At 63.9% G+C, this 1445-nt stretch carries 1 protein-coding gene; it reads left to right on the top strand.

From position 1 onward, the window contains the following. Positions 1-702 precede the first annotated feature (702 nt). On the top strand, positions 703-1428 hold the full coding sequence (locus AC1DY5_RS55450; protein ID WP_478122671.1) for a site-specific integrase: 726 nt from the start codon (positions 703-705) through the stop codon (positions 1426-1428). Positions 1429-1445: the final 17 nt, after the last annotated feature.

Here is a 1445-nt window from a genome sequence, read left to right as displayed (position 1 = left end):
GCGTCCAGTTCGATCTTCCGGGCAACGCGCATGGCTCAAACCTCCGCAAAGCTTGGTATGCGCAGTATACTTTACGTTCTATTATTTCGAGCGCACTACACTAGTTTCGGCGAGTGCGATTGCGAATTGCGTGGGCTACACCGGGCCCGGCGGACCGWGCTCGACAGGGCCAAGTGGCGGACTGTCAACGGGACCCGGTGGCGGACTGTCTACCGGGCCTGGAGGAGGCCTATCCACAGGCCCCGGCGGCGGACTTTCCACAGGGCCAGGGGGCGGCCTATCCACGGGCCCTGGCGGCGGGCTCTCCACGGGACCTGAAGGGGGAATGTCTACCGGCCCAGGGGGCGGACTTTCCACCGGCCCTGGTGGTGGTCTATCTACAGGTCCTGGCGGCGGTCTTTCGACTGGGCCCGGCAACAACTGGCGACGAGTTCCGCAGCAATAGCTCCGTGGCGTTTGACCGGCTGCGCGTCTGGACGGAAAGACCGGGCCGAGCTCGGTCCTACGAAAAAACTTGAATAGTGGGTGCAACTGCTCGTTCGATGAGCACCGCAGTGAAAGCCAAGCAGGATGCGGCTCCGGCGAGATGCTCAGTAGGTTATCCACAGAGTCATGCACCGGCCAAGGGGAAAACAAAGTCTTGACTTTCGTATTTTGGTGCGGTGCACAATGCCCTTTCCTCACAGGATCTCGGTGCTCTCGATGGCGCACCACCTGGCCAAGCAGCCCAATCCGTGCGTGGACGCCGCGGTCAAGGCGCTGTTGAGCAAGACGAAAAAAGCCTACGCCAAGCGCAACGCCCTGCCCCACAAGCAGCGCGCGCTGACCAAGGAGCCGCTGGAGGCGGTGCTGGAGACCTGCGACGCCTCACTCAATGGGAAGCGTGATCGCGCCCTCCTCCTCTTTGCCTGGGCCTCGGGCGGACGCCGGCGCTCGGAAGTATCGGAAGCGGTCTTCGAGAACCTGCACCGCGGCGATGAAGGCGCCTATCTGTACACGCTGGCGAGCTCGAAGACGAACCTCAACGGGAAGATCCGTCCTGAAGATGTGAAGCCGGTGGTCGGGTCGGCCGCCGTGGCCCTGGACGCCTGGCTCAAGGCGAGCGGCATCACATCAGGCCCCCTCTTCCGCCGGATCCTCAAGAACGGGAAGCTGGGCACTGACGGGCTCTCGGGGACGGCGGTTCGGGACCTCGTGACGGCGCGGTGTGCGCTCGCTGGCGTGGGAGATGATTTCTCGGCGCACTCGCTGCGCTCGGGGTTCGTGACCGAGGCGGGCCGGCAGAACATGCCCCTGCAGGAAACCATGGCCATGACCGGCCACCGCAGTGCGGATGTCGTGACGGGCTACTTCCGGGCCGGCGCCGCGCAAACGAGTGCTGTCGCTCGAATGATGGATTCAGGAAAGCGGGGCCCGGACGAGATCTAGTAGGCTATTGGCTACAT

The sequence above is a fragment of the Variovorax sp. P4_D9 genome (genome assembly GCF_056401695.1).
The sequence above is the reverse complement of the archived record's forward strand: the minus strand, read 5'-3'. Positions and strand labels throughout refer to the sequence as shown.

What these genes read in the sequence shown, in the direction of transcription:
- AC1DY5_RS55450 (WP_478122671.1), top strand. Translation starts at nt 703, where the DNA reads ATGGCGCACCACCTGGCCAAGCAGCCCAATCCGTGCGTGGACGCCGCG.